Source organism: Sphingomonas crusticola, assembly GCF_003391115.1.
GTDB lineage: Bacteria > Pseudomonadota > Alphaproteobacteria > Sphingomonadales > Sphingomonadaceae > Sphingomonas_I > Sphingomonas_I crusticola.
Genome location: NZ_QTJP01000001.1, coordinates 1,852,849 through 1,868,665 on the forward strand (window position 1 = coordinate 1,852,849; position 15,817 = coordinate 1,868,665).

Genomic DNA, 15,817 nt, shown 5'->3' on the forward strand with positions numbered 1-15,817 from the left:
CCCAAGGTGGTTCGGGGCGTAAGTTACGCCGGCGCCATCGTCAAGCGGGAGATGGTGTCGGCATGGATCGGGTTCAAGGCGGCAGGCGATCCGGAGCTCTCAACCCCGCTCATGCTGAGTAGAGACCGAGTAGGCCTGTAAGGCCGTATCGAGGGCTCGTATCGAAGCACGACCCTTCGATACGCGTTCTCGATACGCTGCTTGCGCAGCTGCTCGACCGCTACTCAGGATGAGCGGTATCCAAACCTAGAACGGCTTTAGAACCACCAGAATGACGATCGCCGCGGTCGCGATGCCGGGAACCTCGTTCATGATGCGCAGCGCCTTGCCGCTCACCGGCCGTTCGCCGCGTGCGAGCTTCTTGCCATAGCCAACCATGTAGCCATGATAGCCCGACAGGCCGATGACGAGCGCAAGCTTGGCCATCAGCCAGCCGCTGTTCCAGAAATGGCCGACCGTGGCGAGCGTGATGCCGAGGATCCAGACAAGGGTCATCGCCGGCGTGATGATGATGTTGCGCAGCTTCGCCTCGCGCTCGATCCAGCGGCGCTCTTCCTGGCTGCCGGGCGTCGATTCCTGATGGTAGACGTAATAACGCGGCAGCAGGAACAGCCCCGCAATCCAGAAGATCACGAAGATGATGTGGGCGGCCTTGATCCAAAGGTAGGTCAACGAGAGGATATATCCCAGGCTGGGGAGGCTCATGCGCGCAGCATAGCGAGCAGTTGCTCGACATGCGAGATCGGTGTGTCCTGTAAAATGCCGTGACCGAGATTGAAGATATGGGGCCGTTTCGCAAACGCCGCGCGAATGCCGGCAACCGCCGTGGCGAGCCCATCGCCGCCCGCCACCAGCGCGAGTGGATCGAGATTGCCTTGCACCGGCAGACTGGCCGGTAGCGCACCATCGGCCCAGACGGGATCCATCGTCTCGTCGATCCCCAGCGCGTCGACCCCCGTCTCGCGCGCATAGACGGGCAATTTTTCACCGATTCCCTTGGGAAAACCGATGATCGGAATCCCCGGCCGCCGGCTGCGCAGCGCTTCTACGATCGCGCGATTCGGGACGATCACCCAACGCTTGAATTCTTCGGGCGCAAGGCTGCCGGCCCAGCTGTCGAACAATTGCACTGCTTCCACGCCGGCGTCGATCTGGTCGCACAGATAGTCGACGGTCGCGGCGACGATGGCGTCGATCAGCCGCCGGAATGCCGCTGGGTCGCGGTAGGCCAGCCGCCTGGCGGGATTCTGGTCCTTGGTGCCCTGCCCCGCCACCATGTAGGTCGCGACCGTCCACGGCGATCCTGCGAAGCCGAGCATCGTGGTGTGCGGCGGCAATTCGGCTACCACGCGGCGGACCGTCTCGAAGATCGGCGCGAGCATCGCCGGCTCGGGCGAAAGCGCGCTCATGTCGCCGTCGAGCAATTGCGGCGCGAGCCGCGGCCCCTCGCCGGTTTCGAACCACAGATCCTGGCCGAGCGCCTGGGGGATGACGAGGATGTCGGAAAACAGGATCGCGCCGTCAAAGCCGAAGCGGCGGATCGGCTGGAGTGTGATCTCGGCCGCGGCTACCGGATCGTAGCACAAAGCGAGAAACCCGCCTTTCTCCGCCCGCAGCGCGCGATATTCGGGCAGATAGCGCCCCGCCTGACGCATCAGCCAGACGGGCGGCGGATCGCGCCGTTCCCCGCTCAATACCCCGAGCAAGGGCCGGTCGAACGCATGCCGATTTTCCAGGGCGATCTTTTCCGGAACCGTGACCACGCAATGCATCCTTTTACTTAATATAAGAGTTTAAAAGGATTCTGGAGGAGTCAGTAGGCTGGCGTTTAGCGGGGCTTATTCCCGCCACCCAGATTTGCCAACAGCTTGACATGCCCGGACGTGGCGGTTCGCCGCGAGTCCCGCAAGCTTCCCCCGATATCCACAGGCAAGGGCATAGCGTGAATCCCCTGTGGATGGCCATGTCGGCGACTTTCGCAAGTCGGGCATGATCCGATCGCCTTGCCGCCCCGCCACCTAATCCGCTAGCTCTGCCCCCATGGTTCTCCACAGGCAATTATCCAATAAAATCGACGCTTGCTGATGCGGCTGCATCTTCATCTCCTGTCGGATTCGACCGGCGAAACTCTGGAAGTGATCGCCAAGGCGGGCGTCGCCCAGTTCGACGGGGTCGAGGTCATCAAGCATTTCTGGCCGATGGTGCGCTCCGAAGGCCATCTCGACCGCGTTCTCACCGAGATCATCCAGCGCCCCGGCCTGATCATCTATACTTTGGTCAATTCGGAGGTGCGCCGCACGCTCGAAGCGCGCTGTCGCATGGCGGGGTTGCCGCTGGTGGCGGCACTCGATCCGGTAACCGAGGCGTTGCAGCGCCTGCTCGGCCAGGAGGCCAAGGCCAAGCCCGGCCGCCAGCACGCGCTCGACGCCGCCTATTTCGCGCGGGTCGATGCGATCCAGTTCACGATCGCGCATGACGACGGCATCGCGCCCGAGGATTGGGAGGAGGCGGACATCGTGCTGGCGGGCGTCTCCCGCTCGTCGAAGACGCCGACGTCGATCTATCTCGCCAATCGCGGTTATAAGGTCGCCAATATCCCGCTCGTGCTGGAATCGCCGCCGCCCAGGCAATTGTTCGAGGTGACCAAGCCGCTGATCGTCGGCCTCACCACCAGCCCCGACCGGCTGATCCAGATCCGCCGCAATCGCCTGTTGTCGCTCAACCAGGTGACGGAGACCGCCTATGTCGATCAGGAGGCCGTCGCGCGCGAGCTGGCGGCGGCACGACGTATATTTGCGGACCGTGGCTGGCCGGTGATCGACGTCACCCGCCGCTCGATCGAGGAGACCGCGGCGGCGATCATCAACCTGATCGGCGAACGCGACGGCGCGGGCCCGGCATGACCGAACTGATCCTCGCCTCGCAATCCGCGTCGCGCCGCGCCATGCTGGAGGCGGCGGGCGTGCCGTTCACGGCCGAGGCGGCGCGGGTCGACGAAGACTCGATCAAGCAGTCGATGCTGAGCGAGGGCACGGACGGCCGCCGCCTGGCGGATGCGCTGGCCGAGATGAAGGCGATCAAAGTGTCGCAGCGTCATCCGACCGCCTTGGTGCTGGGATGCGATTCGACCGTAACCGCCGCCGACGGCGACCTGATCGACAAGGCCGAGACGCGCGAGGAGGCCGCGAACCAGCTCCGTACGCTTGCCGGCACCACCCACCGGCTCACCAGCGCAGCCGTAGTGGCCCAGAGCGGCGTACCGGTCTGGCGCCATGTCGATACCGCCAAGTTGACGATGCGCGCCTTTTCAGACGAGTTCCTGGAAGCCTATCTCGACGCCGAATGGCCGGCGATCGGCGGATGTGTCGGCGGCTACCGGATTGAGGGGCGCGGCGCCCAATTATTCAGCCGGATCGACGGCGATCATTTCACCATCCTCGGCCTGCCGCTGTTGCCGCTGCTCGACTGGCTGAGGGTGCGCCAAGTGGTCGCGACGTAGCGCGTATCGGCGCCGTTATCAGGGCTCAGAATTCCGTCGGCTGAACGCGGTCGCGGAAGGCAAATGCCGCTTGCTGATAGAGGCCGACAATGGTGGCGATCACGCCGCCACGGCTACCCGCTTCATATAATTTGCTGACCGTCGAGCCGGTTCGTTCGTCGACGATCCGTCCAAACCAGGCTCCGGTGCGGCTTTCCCAGATCTCGGCGACCATAACACGCCCCTCTTATTTCAGGTTGGCAGGTCTTGTTTCGTCTCGACAACAGAATCCGCAGCTTCGAGGCAAGTTCCATGGGCGATTCTTTGCTTGTCAAAATGTCCGGCGGGCTCGAACGAAATCCTATGAACGCTTTTGCCGAAGTGATCGGAGACCCGATCGCGCAATCCAAGTCGCCGATCATGCACGGCTTCTGGCTGGAGCAAGCCGGGATCGACGGGAGCTATGGCCGCAGCCATCTGACGACCGATGCCTTGCCCGATTTCTTCGCCGCGCGGCGTAGCGATCCGCATTGGCGCGGGTGCAACGTCACCCTGCCGCACAAGCAGGCGGTGATGCCCTTGCTCGATCGCATCGATCCGACGGCGCAGGCGATCGGCGCGGTCAATACGATCGTGTCGCGCGACGGCGTGCTGATCGGCCACAATACCGATGCGCCAGGTTTCCTCGAACCGTTGCGGCCGCAGCTGGCCGAGCGGCATTTGCTGCGCACCGCGCGCATCTTGGGCACCGGCGGCGCCGCGCGCGCGATCGCGCATGCGCTGTGGGAGGAAGGCTTCACGCTGATCATCGCCGGGCGGGATCTCGCCAAAGCCCAGGCGCTGGCCGACGCCTTCGGGCCGCAGGACGTGCATGTCTGCACGCTCGATACGTTCGCGCGCCCGCTCGATTTCGACTGGGGCGAGGCGGGCGACCGGCTCGACCTGGTGGTCAACGCGACCTCGCTCGGCATGACCGGCAAGCCGCCATTGCCGATCGACTTCTCAAACCTGCCACCGGGCGCCATCGTCTATGATGCGATCTACGCGCCGCTGGTCACGCCTTTGCTCGCCGAAGCGCAGGCGCGCGGTCATCCGACTATCGACGGTCTCAGCATGCTGATCGGCCAGGGGCGGATCGCGTTCGAGCATTTCTTCGGGGCGGTGCCGCCGTCCGACCCGGACAGCGAAGCCGAGTTGCGGGCGCGGCTCACCGCATGAATAAGGGGGCCGCATGAGCATCGTGCTTGGCCTGACCGGCTCGATCGGCATGGGCAAGTCCACGGTCGCGGCGATGTTTCGCGAGAAGGGCATACCGGTGTTCGATTCGGATGCCGCGGTGCGCCGCCTGCAGGGACCGGGCGGATTGCTGCTCGCCGCGATCGAGGCGCTCCATCCGGGCGTGACCGGGCCGGGCGGCGTCGATCGCGTGCGGCTCGGCGCGGCGGTCATGGGCAACAAGATCGCCTTGCACCGGCTCGAAAGGCTGATTCATCCCGAGGTCGAGCGCGAGCGGCGCCGGTTCCTGCGGCGGTATCGCGCGCGGCCTTTGGTGGTCGCGGACGTGCCGCTGCTGTTCGAGAAAGGCTTCTGGCGGCGCGTGGATCTGATCGCGGTCGTGTCGGCCCCCGCCTGGAAGCAGAATGCGCGCGTGCTCGGGCGGGCCGGCATGAGCTGGGCGCGGCTGGAACAGGTGCGCGCACTGCAGCTGCCGGACGCCGCCAAACGCCGCCGTGCCGATTTCGTCATCCCGACCGGAGGCTCGATCCAGACGACGCGAGCCGCCGTCCGCCGCATCATCGCGGCTTGCATGGCGCGCGGCATAAGCGGATAGTCTGCCCATGCGCGAAATCGTGTTCGACACTGAAACCACGGGCCTCAGCCCGCATGACGGCCATCGCCTGGTCGAGATTGGCTGCGTCGAGATTTTCAACCGGTGCGAGACCGGCCGCTCGTTCCACGCTTATATCAATCCCGAGCGCCACATGCCGAGCGAGGCGGAGGCGGTGCATGGGCTCTCGGCGACTTTCCTGTCGGACAAACCCTGCTTCCACGCGATCGTCGACGACCTGATCCAATTCCTCGGCGACAGTCCCCTGGTCGCGCACAATGCCGCGTTCGATTTCGGCTTCCTCAACTGGGAGCTCGCCAATTGCGGGCGCGACCCGATCTGCCTCAGCCGCATGATCGACACGCTGGTGATGGCGCGCAGCCGTCACCCGGGCGCCAAGCACAGCCTGGATGCGCTGTGCACGCGCTATGGTGTCGATCGCAGCCAGCGCATCAAGCATGGCGCGCTGCTCGACGCGGAGCTGCTGACGCAGGTCTATGTCGAATTGTGCGGTGGCCGGCAGATCGGCCTCTCGCTCGCCGAAGAGCGCGCGGTCGAAGAGGCGGTCTCGTTCGCGGTCGCCTCGGCGGCGGTGCAGCGCATTGCGCGTCCGGCTCGACCGCATAAAGCGAGCGACGTGGAACTGGCGCGTCACGCAGCGTTTATCCAGAAGCTGGTCGATCCGGTGTGGGAGCTCGTCCCCGCCGTGGGTTGACGCGGGCGAGCGGCGGGGCTTGTAAGCGCCGCTTTCCCATCCAGCGCCGAGTAAGGAGAATGTTATGGATATCCGGGTGTCTGGTCATCAGGTCGATACCGGCGATGCGCTGCGCGTTCATGTCGAGGAGCGGCTGCAGGCGCTGGCGGAGAAATATTTCTCCCGCTCGATCTCGGCCCACGTCACGTTCGGCCAGGGTCCGCACAACAGCTTCTCGTGCGATATCGTCGCGCATGTCATGCAGGGCGTGATCCTGAAGGGTGCCGGACAGGGCAATGAGGCGCATCCTGCCTTCGACCAGGCCGCCGACCGGATCGAGACCCAGCTGCGCCGCTATATGCGCCGCCTCAAGGGCCGCCATGCGGGGCCCGCGGCCGGCGAGATCGAGGCGAGCGCGGGCTATACCGTCTTCCAGCCACCGGCGGAGGAAGAGGATATTGGCGGCGATCATCCGCCGGTGGTCGCCGAAACGCGGGTCGACGTGCCGGAGGCGAGCGTGTCCGACGCGGTCATGATGCTCGACCTGCGCAACACCAACGCCCTGCTGTTCAAGAATTCGGGCACCGGCGCGTTCAATATGGTGTATCGGCGCGGCGACGGCACGATCGGCTGGGTGGAACCGCAGCGCGCCGCCTGATCCGGGCGCGCCCCGCACGACCATCTGTTCGACGGACTTTGTAAGATTATGGACGATCTCTCCGACCTGCTGAATCCCGACGCCGCCCTCATCGGCGTCGCCGCTCCCAACAAGAAAGCCCTCTTCCAGCAGCTCGCGGCCAGTGCCGCGACGCTGACCGGGCTGGACGCGCGCGTCATCGTCGAGCGCCTGCTCGAACGCGAACGGCTGGGGTCGACCGGGTTCGGCGGCGGGGTCGCCATTCCGCACGGCAAGATGGACGGGCTCGATCATGTGACCGGCCTCGTCGCCCGCCTGGCATCGCCGATCGATTTCCAGGCGATCGACGGCATGCCGGTCGATCTGGTGTTCTTGCTGCTGTCGCCGCCCGATGCCGGGGTTGAGCATCTCAAGGCGCTCGCGCGCGTCAGCCGCAAGCTGCGCGACCGGGCGTTCGTCGCCAAATTGCGCGGCGCCGCTTCACCCGATGCGCTCTACGCCTTGTTCGCCCACACCGACACGCGCGACGCGGCCTGACCGTGACTCCCCGGCTTACCGCCGGGATGCTCGTATCCGCACTGATCCGCCGCGCCGAGGAGCTGGGCGGCAACGGCATGGTGCTCGCCAAAGGCGATGCGACCGCGGGCGCGATCCTGATCCAACTGGCCGAACGCGGCGTGCCCGGCGATCTGCTCGAACGGCGGCTGGACGAGGCGGGCGTCTATCGATGGTCACCCACCGGCCCGGAAGATGTCGATCAACGCAGCGATTATATTGCCCGTCGGCGGCGGACGGATCCTGACTTGTGGGTGATCGAACTGGACGTCGCAGAGGCGATGACGCTGGTCGAGGATATTGCCAATTAGCTCAGCCTAAACATCACGCCGGGCTTGGTCCGGGGTCCACCGCGCATAGCGTCCCGCGTGCGTGGTCGGATGGATACGATAACAAGCCCGGATGACAATCTGTCATGCCTTCCCCCCGTTCCCGACCTGTTCTAATCTCAACGAATCATGGCCAGCCTGCCTCACTGCTTCGACGACGCGCCTTTATGCGCGGCCGATGTCGCGCGCGGCGTCGCGCGATTGCTGTGGCGGCAGGATCTGGTCGGGATTTGCGAAGTGCCGCTCGGCAATGGCCGGCGAGCGGACATCATGGCGATCGACGCCAAGGGCTGCATCACCATCGTCGAGATCAAATGCTCGCGCGCCGATCTGCGGGGCGACGGCAAGTGGCACGAATATCTCGATTATTGCGACCGCTTCCTGTGGGCGGTGCCGGCCGGCTTTGCGCTGGAGCCGTTCGATGAACCGCATTTCCGGCCCGATATCGCCGGCCTGATCGTCGCCGACCGCTATGATGCGGAGATGTTGCGCGCGCCGCAGGTGCGGCCGCTCGCGGCCGCGCGGCGCAAGGTCGAGACGCTGCGGTTCGCGCGCCGCGCGGCGCAGCGGCTGCTGGGGTCGCTCGATCCCGGCCTGGCCGGCCTGGACTAGCGGACCGGGCCGGAAATGGCCTTCTTCGGCGCCGGCTTGGCATCGGAAAGGATCTTGACCAGCGCCGCGCCGCGCGGATCGTCATTGGCGTAATCCAGCGCGCTCTTGCCCGCGATCGTGTCGGCGATCTTCGGATCGGCGCCGGCTTCCACCAGCTGCCGCACCACCACCACATCCTTGCGATGCACGGCCAGGATCAGCGGCGTTTCGCCATTATTGTTGACGACGTCGACCTTGGCCCGCTGCAGCAGCAGATAATTGGCCGCGGTCGGGTCCCCCGCCAGCGCCGCCACATGCAGCGGCGTATTGCCCTGGCGGTCCTTGAGGTCAGGAATCGCGCCCTTGCTCAGCAGGAAGGCGACCCAATTGTCATTATGCTGCTTGATGACGATGTGCAGCGCGCTCTCGCCGGTGCTGGGATCGCGCGTGTTGAGTACGGGCGCGCCCGGCTTGGCGAGCAACTCGGTCGCCTTGTCGCCATCGGCATCGCGCACCGCCTTCAGGAAATTGTAGCTGTCGGAGAATTGCGCCGCCGCCGGCACGGCCCAGGCGAGCGCGAGCCCGCACAGCATCGCCCTGGAAACGCCGTTCTTCAATGCCATATGAGTATCCCCGTCGCTCGCTGCGCTTGTCAGCGGCCTGATAGCAAAGCATGGCTAAGCACACCATGAACAAGACATTGGCGGCGTTCGGACTTGCGGCATGCGGTGCTGCCTCATTGGCGCTGGCGTCGTGCAGCCGCCAGCCGCCGGAAACGGCGCCGCTTGCCGGCGCGCGTATCGGCGGCCCGTTCACGCTGACCGATCAGGACGGCAAAAGCTTCTCCAGCACCGCGCTGGAGGGCCGCTATCGGATCGTCTATTTCGGTTACACTTTCTGTCCCGATGCCTGCCCGACCGACATGCAGGTGCTGGGCAAGGCGATGCGCCAGTTCGATGCCAGCGATCCGAAAAGGTCGGCCAAGGTCCAGCCGATCTTCATCTCGGTCGATCCCGCGCGCGACACCCCGGCCGCGCTCAAGCAGTTCGTCGGCGCTTTCCATCCGCGCCTGATCGGGCTGACGGGTAGCGACGCCCAGATTGCCGCCGTGGCCAAGGAATATGCGACCACCTACAGCAAACAGCCGGCTCCGGCGGGCGCGTCCGGCTATCTGATGGATCATATGCGCACCGCCATCCTGTTCGATCCGCATGGCAAGCCGATCGAGCTGCTGCCGGTCGATGCCAATGCCGACGCGGTGGTGGCCGAGCTGGAAAAGTGGGTGATATGACCCGCTTCTGGGAAGAAAAAACGCTCGAGCAGATGAGCCGGCCCGAATGGGAATCGCTGTGTGATGGCTGCGGCAAATGCTGCCTGCACAAATTGGAGGATGAGGAGACGGGCGCGGTCTACCCCACCAACGTCGCCTGCCGCCTGCTCGACCGCCGCAACGGATCGTGCCGCGATTATCCCAATCGCAAGCGCTTCGTGCCCGATTGCGTACAGTTGAGCGCCTCCAAGCTTCACGAGCTGGAATGGCTACCCTCGACCTGCGCCTACCGGCTCGTGTTCGAGGGCAAGCCGCTCCACGATTGGCATCATCTGATCAGCGGCAGTCGCGAGACGGTTCATGCCGCGGGCATGTCGACCCGCGGCTGGACCGTGTCGGAGGTCGACGCGGGCGAACTCGAACTCCATATCGTCGAACGCGAGCTCTAGGCGATGTTCCTGTCACGGCCGCCGCGCGACAGCCTGACCGAGACCGAGCTGACCTTTTCCGGCGGCGGCCATAGCCGGCCGCTGACGGTGCGGCGTTCGGCACAAGCCAAGCGGATGCGGCTCGCAGTCGATCCGCGCGACGGCGCGGTGCGGCTGACCTTGCCGCGCCGCGCCGCGCTCAAGCCCGCTTTATTATGGGCGGAGGGCCAGCGCGCCTGGATCGAACAGGTCCTCGCCAAATTGCCGGTGTCTGCGCCGATCGGGCCCGGTACGCAGGTCCCGCTTGAGGGAGCTCTGCTCACCATCGACTGGCAACCTGCCGGATCGCGCACGGTCCGCCGCGACGGCGACCGACTGATCGTCGGCGGCCCGGAAGAGATGGTGGCGGGCCGGGTGCTACGCTGGTTGCGCGCCGAGGCGGCGCGGACGCTGGAAGCGGAGACGCGGGCGGTCGCGCTGCGAGCGGGGGTGACGATTGGCCGCGTGCGCATCGGCGATCCGCGCACGCGTTGGGGAAGCTGCTCGTCGAGCGGGGACATCGCCTATAGCTGGCGGCTGATCCTGATGCCGCCCGCGGTGCGCGAGGCGACGGTCGTGCACGAGGTCGCGCATCGCCTGCACATGCATCACGGACCCGAATTCCACCAGGCGGTCGAACAGCTGCTGGGGCGTGCACCCAAGACGGAACGCGCCTGGCTCAAGGCGCATGGCGCGGCAGTACAGCGGGTGGGGCGGTAACTCCGCAGTTTACCCACCTTTATCCGCTCATGCTGAGTAGAGACCGAGTAGGTCCGCAGGACCGTATCGAGGACTCGTATCGAAGCACTATTGCCTCACCGCTGCTTCGATACGCGTGAAGCAGGCACGCCATGTCCCCCGGACATGGCTGGGAATTGCCGGGGGCAATGCGCACCGGCTCAAGCTCGATATGCGGCTATGCCGCTACTCGGTCTCCACTAGGCATGAGCGGAATAGGAACGAGCCTCTAGCGCGGCTGGCGCGGCTGGTCCCTCAGGACGTTGTCGAGCCAGCGCTGATCGATCTGCGGCTGGCGGGGAGCGCTGGCCGGAGGGCGATCGGCCGGTGCCGGACGGCGCGGCGCCTGCGTCGGCGCGGGTGCGGGCGCCGGCTCCTCGTCGGGCACGCCGGCATCGTCGGGCGGAACGGCCGGATCCTGCGCGTCGTCGGGCATGAGCGCCGGATCCCCGCCGACCTGCTGATCCGGATCGCCGAAATAGGCTTCCTCGTCCGGTTCGAGCTGCCATTCGGGCAAGGTCACCTCGGTCTGGAACTCCTGCGGCTGGCGGGTCTGCAGCGCATCCTTCATGTAGGCGGAGAAGGCCTGCGCCGGGTTGCGGCCGCCCTGGAGGCCGGGGATCGGCTTGGCATCGTCGCGGCCCATCCACACGCCGGTCGTCAGACCCGACGAGAAGCCCAGGAACCAGCCGTCCTTGTTGGAGGAGGTGGTGCCGGTCTTGCCCGCCACCGGCCGCCCGATCTGGGCCGCGCGCGCGGTGCCGGTATTGACCGCCGTCTGCAGCAGATCGGTCATCTCCGCGGCAACGAACGGCGCGACCAGCACGCGCGGCTGCTCGGCGTTGCGCTGGTACAGCACATTGCCGTCGGTCGTGCTGACCTTGGTGATGCCATAAGGCGTGACCGCGTTGCCGCCGGCGGAGATCGCCGCAAAAGCCCGCGTCATGTCGATCAGGCGGACGTCGGACGTGCCCAATACCATCGACGGATGCGTGTTGATCGGCGTGGTGATGCCGAAGCGGTGCGCCATGTCGGCGACCGTGTCGAAGCCGACCTTCTGGCCGACCGCGGCGGCCACGGTATTGATCGAGAGTGCAAAGGCATTGCGCACGTCGATCTGCCCGAGATAGCGGCGCGAGCTGTTGCGCGGGCTCCAGCCGTCGATCGTGATCGGCTGGTCGACGACCGGATCGCCCGGTTTGATGCCGGACTCCAGCGCCGCCAGATAGACGAACAATTTGAACGCGGATCCCGGCTGGCGCTGCGCCTGGGTCGCGCGATTGTAGATGGACGAGACATAGTCGGTCCCGCCGACCATGGCGCGCACCGCGCCGTCATTCTCCATCGACACCAATGCGCCCTGCAGCCCGGCCGGCGTATTCTGCCGGATGGCGGCGTCGGCCGCGCGCTGCATGCGCAGATCGAGCGTGGTCCAGATATCGAGCGGGACATTCTGCTCGTCGACGATCGTGTCGAGCTGCGCCAGCGCCCAATCGGTGAAATAGCGCACGCTATTCTGCTTCGGCTCGGGCGCGAACACGACGCGTTCGAGGTGCGCGCTGGCGGCCCGGGCCGGCGTGATCGCGCCGGCGTCGACCATCACTTCCAGCACGACCTTGGCGCGGTCGCGCGCGGCCTGGGCGTCGGCCGACGGCGAGTAATGGGACGGCGCCTTGACGAGGCCGGCGATCACCGCCGCCTCTTCCAGGCTCATATGATCGCCCGGATGGCCGAAGAATTTGCGGCTGGCGGCATCAACGCCATAGGCGCCGCCGCCGAAATAAACCCGGTTGAGGTAGAGTTCGAGGATCTGCTGCTTGGAGAATTTGCGTTCCATCGCCAGCGCCAGGATCGCCTCGCGCACCTTGCGCCCGGCATTATAGGCGTTGGTCAGGAAGATGTTGCGCGCCAGCTGCTGGGTTATGGTCGACGCGCCCTGCAGCCGGCGGCCATTGTCGTGCAGCCGCTTGGCAACCCACACCATGCGCGCGACCCCGACCGGATCGATGCCGGGATGGCTGTAGAAGCGCCGATCCTCCACCGCGACGATCGCGTCGCGCATCACCGGCGGAATGCGGTCATAAGTCAGCCAGTCGCCATAGCTCGGCCCGAGCGAGACCAGCAGGCTGCCGTCGGCGGCATGGACGCGCACGGTCTGCCCATTGGGCTTTTGGGTCAGATCGCTGAACGACGGCAGCGAGGCCATCGTCACGAGCACGGCGATCACCACCGCGACGACAGCCGCGAGGAAGCCGAACAGGATGACGCGAAGGATCATTCGGCCGGTATGGCGGGCGCGCGCAGGCGCGGAAGGACTTTGCGGATCGGGCATGGAGGCCGCGCCGGATTATAACCTATCATGCTGTCCTACAACCCCACCACACCGGCGGTTGCGCTCGGTTCGGCGCGAGCCTGAGCATCACGCGCCGATGCGGGTCAAGCGCGCCGCCAGCCCGAGCGAGCCCGGTAAGATCCCAACCAGCGACAGCAAAGGGCTGGCGAGCGACGGGCGCTCCGATGCGTAGCGTAGCGTTTCGGCGGCGCCGATCGGCCATGCCGAGCGACGGGTGAAGCCACGCTGGAATGTGGACGCGGCCTCGGGGCCACCCGCCAGCCACGCCTCGGCGGCACTGCGGCCGCTGGTCAGCGCGATGGCGATGCCGTCGCCCGCGAGCGACGCGATCACCGCCGCCTGATCGCCGATGCGGAAGCGGCCGGGCACCGCCTCCCGCGTCCGCCAGCCATAGGGAACTGCAGCGATCGCCGACCATGCCGTTGCGGGGGCGGACATGCGCGCCGCCAGACGCGGCGCTTCCTCCGCGAGCGCCGCGATCAGCCGCTCGGGCGATCCGCCCGCGGCGGCGAGGCGTTCGCTGGCGATGGAGAGGCAGAGATTGGCCTGGCCGTCATCCTGCACCAGCAGTCCGGCATAGCCGCCATCGAGCAGGTGCAGCTCGATCCAGCCGGCCAGATCGGGCTGGGCGGGAATGGCGGCGCGCAGGCCGACACGCGCGCGCTTGCCCGATCCGCGGGCGGCGCCACGCAGCTCATATTTGCCGGTGGCGAGGAACAGGCTGTCGGGCGTCAGCACGGCGCCATCGGCGAGGTGGACTTCGCCCCCTTCGATCCGGCGCACCGTCGTGCCGCGGCTGATCGCGACGCCGAGCCTGGCCGCCTCCGCCAGCAGCGCCGCGTCGAGCGTGCGGCGCGACAGGCCGGCAGCGGGATGGGGCAGCGCCGCCTCCGCCTGGCGCCCACCGGCGAGGACGCGGACATGGGTGATGCGGCGCGCACCCAATGCCCAGGGGTCGATGCCGAGCTTCCGCAGCGCGCCGATCGCATCCCAGCCCAGAAAGCCGCCGCACACTGGATCATGCGCCTGCGTCGTGCGCTCGATCAGATCGGCGGGCACGCCTCCCCGCGCCAGCGTGATCGCGGCGGCCGTGCCGGCCGGCCCGCCGCCGACGATCAGCGGAGCCGTTCGACGCACAGTCGGAACGGAAAGCGGCGGACGACCCGCGCGGCGTTGGCGGGAATGGCGGCCTGCGCCAGCAAGGGCGGCCACTCGGCGGGGCGAAAGCCGCGCGCGATCGAGAGCGTGCCGTCCTCACGCACGATGCGGTGCCACCGCATCAGCCGCGCGAGAATGGGATAGCCGAAATATGCGAGCCGGTGGCGGTGGATGTCGTTGACCATCCAGCCAAGCCGCGCCTCGGCTTCCATGAAGCGCAGGAAGGCGACCAGCTGCATATCGGTCATATGATGCGCGACCAGGCTCGAGACGATCAGGTCGAAGCCGCGCCCGGCGAGGTCGGCATAGTCGCCGGTGCGATAGGCGATCGGCATGTCGGGTGGCGTCGCCGCGGTCGCGGCCGGCGCCGAATTGGGGTTGAGATCGATCCCGACCAGTTCGGCGTCGATATCGTGCCGGTCGGCCCAGCGGGCGATGGCACGCAGCATGTCCCCCTCGCCGAAGCCGACGTCGAGCAGGCGGAAGCTGCGCCGGCCGCGCAGCGCGCGCCTGAGGAAGGCGATGGTCGGACGGCGTGCCAGGGTCAGGCTGTTGACCTGACCGAGGTCGGCGAGAACCTGTGCCAATATGTCGGGCGGCAGATCGTCCGCATCCATCTGCTCGGGCTCGCGCGAGCGGACGGCGAGATTCATGCCACGCTCCGGAAGTGAAAGCCTTCGGCGGCAAGGCCGGGCCCGAAAGCGATCGTCAGCCCGTTTTCGGTGCCGCCGCGCGCCAACATCCGCTCCAGCACGAACATGACGGTCGCCGACGACATATTGCCTTTTTCCGCCAGGACCGCACGTGAGTCTGCGAGCGCGTCTTCCGGCAGGTCGAGCGAGCGTTCGACCGCGTCGAGCACCGATCGCCCGCCGGCATGCACCGCCCAGCGGTCGATCCGATCCTCGCCAAGCAACGCGTTGCGGGTCATCTCGTCGTGCAGCGCTTCGCCGATGCGATTGGGCACCGCGCCGGCAAGATGCATGACAAAGCCCTCGTCACCGATCTTCCAGCCGATCAGTTCGGCGCTGTCGGGCAAGGTGTGGGCGAAGAAGCGATCGATCGCGAAGCCGGTGGGTTCGGCGCTGACGATCGCCGCTCCCGCACCATCGCCGAATTGCAGCATCGCCAGCAAGGGCTCGAGCTCGGTCGTGCCCTGCAGATGGAGCGTACAAAGCTCCACCATCACCACCAGCACGCGCGCGTCGGGGGTCGAGCGGACGATGTGGTGCGCGACGCGCAAGGCGGCGATTGCGGCATAACAGCCCATGAAACCAACGAGCGTGCGTTCGACGGTCGGCGCCAGCCCAAGCTCGCGCGCAAGGATCTGGTCGATGCCGGGCGCGACGAAGCCGGTGCAGCTGGCGACGACGATATGGCTGATTTCGCCGAGCTCGCCCAATTGGGCGATCGCCGCCAGCGCAAGCCGCGGCGCCTCTTCGGCATAGACGGTCATCCGCGCCGACGTGGGCGGCATGCCGCCATCATAGAAGCCGCCGTCAATCTGGGATCCGCCCGGCGGGGCGGTCAGCACCGACCAGCGTCGCTCGATCCCGGCGCGATCGGCCATGCGCCGGAACAGCTTGGCGGCGCGTGGATCTTCGATGCGCGCATGCGCCCAGTCGACGAACAGGCCGTGAATGTCGTGGTCGGGCACCGCAGTGCCGATTCGGTTTATATGGGCAATGATCGGGAGCATCCCCGGCTTAGAACGGTCGC

The 15,817-nt window shown here is 66.7% G+C and carries 20 protein-coding genes; 12 read left to right on the plus strand and 8 right to left on the minus strand.

All coding sequences use genetic code 11. The annotated features are described in order from the left end of the window. Positions 1 to 246 precede the first annotated feature (246 nt). Complete coding sequence (locus tag DX905_RS08755) at positions 247 to 705, minus strand: CopD family protein (protein WP_116091013.1); 459 nt, start codon at positions 703 to 705, stop codon at positions 247 to 249. After that, the gene (hemE, locus tag DX905_RS08760; RefSeq protein WP_240320948.1) at positions 702 to 1,736 is read right to left on the minus strand and encodes a uroporphyrinogen decarboxylase; all 1,035 of its coding nucleotides are present in this window, start codon (positions 1,734 to 1,736) and stop codon (positions 702 to 704) included. The genes DX905_RS08755 and hemE overlap by 4 nt, the downstream gene beginning before the upstream one ends. A gap of 345 nt (positions 1,737 to 2,081) precedes the next feature. On the opposite strand from hemE, the gene DX905_RS08765 reads away from it, so the two are divergent. Both DX905_RS08765 and DX905_RS08770 read left to right on the plus strand, forming a co-directional pair. Next, on the plus strand, positions 2,082 to 2,903 hold the full coding sequence (locus DX905_RS08765) for a pyruvate, water dikinase regulatory protein (protein ID WP_116092432.1): 822 nt from the start codon (positions 2,082 to 2,084) through the stop codon (positions 2,901 to 2,903). Continuing rightward, positions 2,900 to 3,499, plus strand: a complete 600-nt coding sequence (locus DX905_RS08770; RefSeq protein ID WP_116091015.1) for a Maf family protein — start codon at positions 2,900 to 2,902, stop codon at positions 3,497 to 3,499. Before DX905_RS08765 ends, DX905_RS08770 begins: the two co-directional genes overlap by 4 nt. 25 nt (positions 3,500 to 3,524) lie before the next feature. Here the strand turns inward: DX905_RS08770 and DX905_RS08775 are convergent, their stop codons facing one another. Then, positions 3,525 to 3,713 carry a hypothetical protein gene (locus DX905_RS08775; protein WP_116091016.1) on the minus strand — a complete coding sequence of 63 codons (189 nt, stop codon included), beginning with the start codon at positions 3,711 to 3,713 and terminating at the stop codon, positions 3,525 to 3,527. 128 nt (positions 3,714 to 3,841) lie between these two features. Between DX905_RS08775 and aroE the strand changes: the two genes are divergently transcribed. The 7 genes from aroE to DX905_RS08810 all read left to right on the plus strand — a co-directional run bounded on the left by aroE (position 3,842) and on the right by DX905_RS08810 (position 8,133). Then, positions 3,842 to 4,696, plus strand: coding sequence for a shikimate dehydrogenase (gene aroE / locus DX905_RS08780; RefSeq protein WP_116092433.1), 855 nt, complete (start codon positions 3,842 to 3,844; stop codon positions 4,694 to 4,696). 13 nt (positions 4,697 to 4,709) lie between these two features. Next, positions 4,710 to 5,309 carry a dephospho-CoA kinase gene (gene coaE / locus DX905_RS08785; protein WP_116091017.1) on the plus strand — a complete coding sequence of 200 codons (600 nt, stop codon included), beginning with the start codon at positions 4,710 to 4,712 and terminating at the stop codon, positions 5,307 to 5,309. Positions 5,310 to 5,316: 7 nt separating this feature from the next. Continuing rightward, positions 5,317 to 6,021 (plus strand): DNA polymerase III subunit epsilon, encoded by a 705-nt coding sequence (gene dnaQ / locus DX905_RS08790; RefSeq protein ID WP_116091018.1) that lies wholly within the window; start codon positions 5,317 to 5,319, stop codon positions 6,019 to 6,021. A gap of 64 nt (positions 6,022 to 6,085) precedes the next feature. Then, on the plus strand, positions 6,086 to 6,658 hold the full coding sequence (gene hpf, locus DX905_RS08795) for a ribosome hibernation-promoting factor, HPF/YfiA family (protein WP_116091019.1): 573 nt from the start codon (positions 6,086 to 6,088) through the stop codon (positions 6,656 to 6,658). 48 nt (positions 6,659 to 6,706) lie between these two features. Further along, on the plus strand, positions 6,707 to 7,174 hold the full coding sequence (locus DX905_RS08800; protein WP_116091020.1) for a PTS sugar transporter subunit IIA: 468 nt from the start codon (positions 6,707 to 6,709) through the stop codon (positions 7,172 to 7,174). 2 nt (positions 7,175 to 7,176) lie between these two features. Then, a complete protein-coding gene (locus tag DX905_RS08805) occupies positions 7,177 to 7,503 on the plus strand; it encodes a DUF1491 family protein (RefSeq protein ID WP_205412226.1) in 327 nt (108 codons plus the stop codon). Between the two features lie 147 nt (positions 7,504 to 7,650). Continuing rightward, positions 7,651 to 8,133, plus strand: coding sequence for an MmcB family DNA repair protein (locus DX905_RS08810; RefSeq protein WP_116091022.1), 483 nt, complete (start codon positions 7,651 to 7,653; stop codon positions 8,131 to 8,133). On the opposite strand, the gene DX905_RS08815 is transcribed toward DX905_RS08810, so the two are convergent. After that, on the minus strand, positions 8,130 to 8,735 hold the full coding sequence (locus DX905_RS08815; protein WP_116091023.1) for an ankyrin repeat domain-containing protein: 606 nt from the start codon (positions 8,733 to 8,735) through the stop codon (positions 8,130 to 8,132). The genes DX905_RS08810 and DX905_RS08815 overlap by 4 nt on opposite strands. A gap of 50 nt (positions 8,736 to 8,785) precedes the next feature. Here DX905_RS08815 and DX905_RS08820 point away from each other — a divergent pair, with 50 nt between their 5' ends. The 3 genes from DX905_RS08820 to DX905_RS08830 are packed head-to-tail and all read left to right on the plus strand — an operon-like array spanning position 8,786 to position 10,569. Next, positions 8,786 to 9,403 (plus strand): SCO family protein, encoded by a 618-nt coding sequence (locus DX905_RS08820; RefSeq protein ID WP_116091024.1) that lies wholly within the window; start codon positions 8,786 to 8,788, stop codon positions 9,401 to 9,403. Further along, positions 9,400 to 9,831, plus strand: coding sequence for a YcgN family cysteine cluster protein (locus tag DX905_RS08825; RefSeq protein WP_116091025.1), 432 nt, complete (start codon positions 9,400 to 9,402; stop codon positions 9,829 to 9,831). The genes DX905_RS08820 and DX905_RS08825 overlap by 4 nt, the downstream gene beginning before the upstream one ends. Before the next feature lie 3 nt (positions 9,832 to 9,834). Further along, complete coding sequence (locus DX905_RS08830) at positions 9,835 to 10,569, plus strand: M48 family metallopeptidase (RefSeq protein ID WP_116091026.1); 735 nt, start codon at positions 9,835 to 9,837, stop codon at positions 10,567 to 10,569. 247 nt (positions 10,570 to 10,816) lie between these two features. On the opposite strand, the gene DX905_RS08835 is transcribed toward DX905_RS08830, so the two are convergent. The 4 genes from DX905_RS08835 to DX905_RS08850 form a co-directional block, all read right to left on the minus strand. Continuing rightward, a complete protein-coding gene (locus DX905_RS08835) occupies positions 10,817 to 12,865 on the minus strand; it encodes a transglycosylase domain-containing protein (RefSeq protein WP_240320788.1) in 2,049 nt (682 codons plus the stop codon). 141 nt (positions 12,866 to 13,006) lie between these two features. After that, positions 13,007 to 14,077 carry an NAD(P)/FAD-dependent oxidoreductase gene (locus DX905_RS08840; RefSeq protein WP_116091028.1) on the minus strand — a complete coding sequence of 357 codons (1,071 nt, stop codon included), beginning with the start codon at positions 14,075 to 14,077 and terminating at the stop codon, positions 13,007 to 13,009. Then, positions 14,056 to 14,751: a methyltransferase domain-containing protein gene (locus DX905_RS08845; RefSeq protein ID WP_116091029.1), complete on the minus strand. Its 696-nt coding sequence runs from the start codon at positions 14,749 to 14,751 to the stop codon at positions 14,056 to 14,058. The genes DX905_RS08840 and DX905_RS08845 overlap by 22 nt, the downstream gene beginning before the upstream one ends. Next, positions 14,748 to 15,797, minus strand: a complete 1,050-nt coding sequence (locus DX905_RS08850; RefSeq protein WP_116091030.1) for a type III polyketide synthase — start codon at positions 15,795 to 15,797, stop codon at positions 14,748 to 14,750. The genes DX905_RS08845 and DX905_RS08850 overlap by 4 nt, the downstream gene beginning before the upstream one ends. Positions 15,798 to 15,817: the final 20 nt, after the last annotated feature.